The organism is Vibrio sp. 10N.222.49.C9 (assembly GCF_041474985.1).
Lineage (GTDB): Bacteria > Pseudomonadota > Gammaproteobacteria > Enterobacterales > Vibrionaceae > Vibrio > Vibrio crassostreae_C.
Map to the genome: position 1 here is coordinate 1 of NZ_JBFRVD010001657.1, position 260 is coordinate 260.

The 260-nt window shown below is 54.2% G+C and carries 1 protein-coding gene; it reads right to left on the reverse strand.

What is annotated here, in order from left to right:
* A partial coding sequence (locus AB4585_RS29690) for a glutamine amidotransferase-related protein (protein ID WP_408063601.1) occupies window positions 1–260 on the reverse strand: 260 nt, incomplete at both ends.

Genomic DNA, 260 nt, shown 5'->3' on the forward strand with positions numbered 1-260 from the left:
CTGTGTTGCTTCAATGGCGTAAGTACACGGTGCAGGGTCACCAGGGCCATTCGAAAGGAATACGCCGTCTGGGTTCATTGCCAGTACTTCTTCCGCTGAGGTTTCAGCAGGAACTACGGTTAGGCGGCAGCCACGGTCAACGAGCATGCGCAGGATGTTGCGTTTTGCACCGAAGTCGTAGGCAACAACGTGATATGGCAGTTCTGAGTCATCTTTCGCTTCTGGAAGACCACCCGTGAGCGTCCACGAACCTTGTTTCC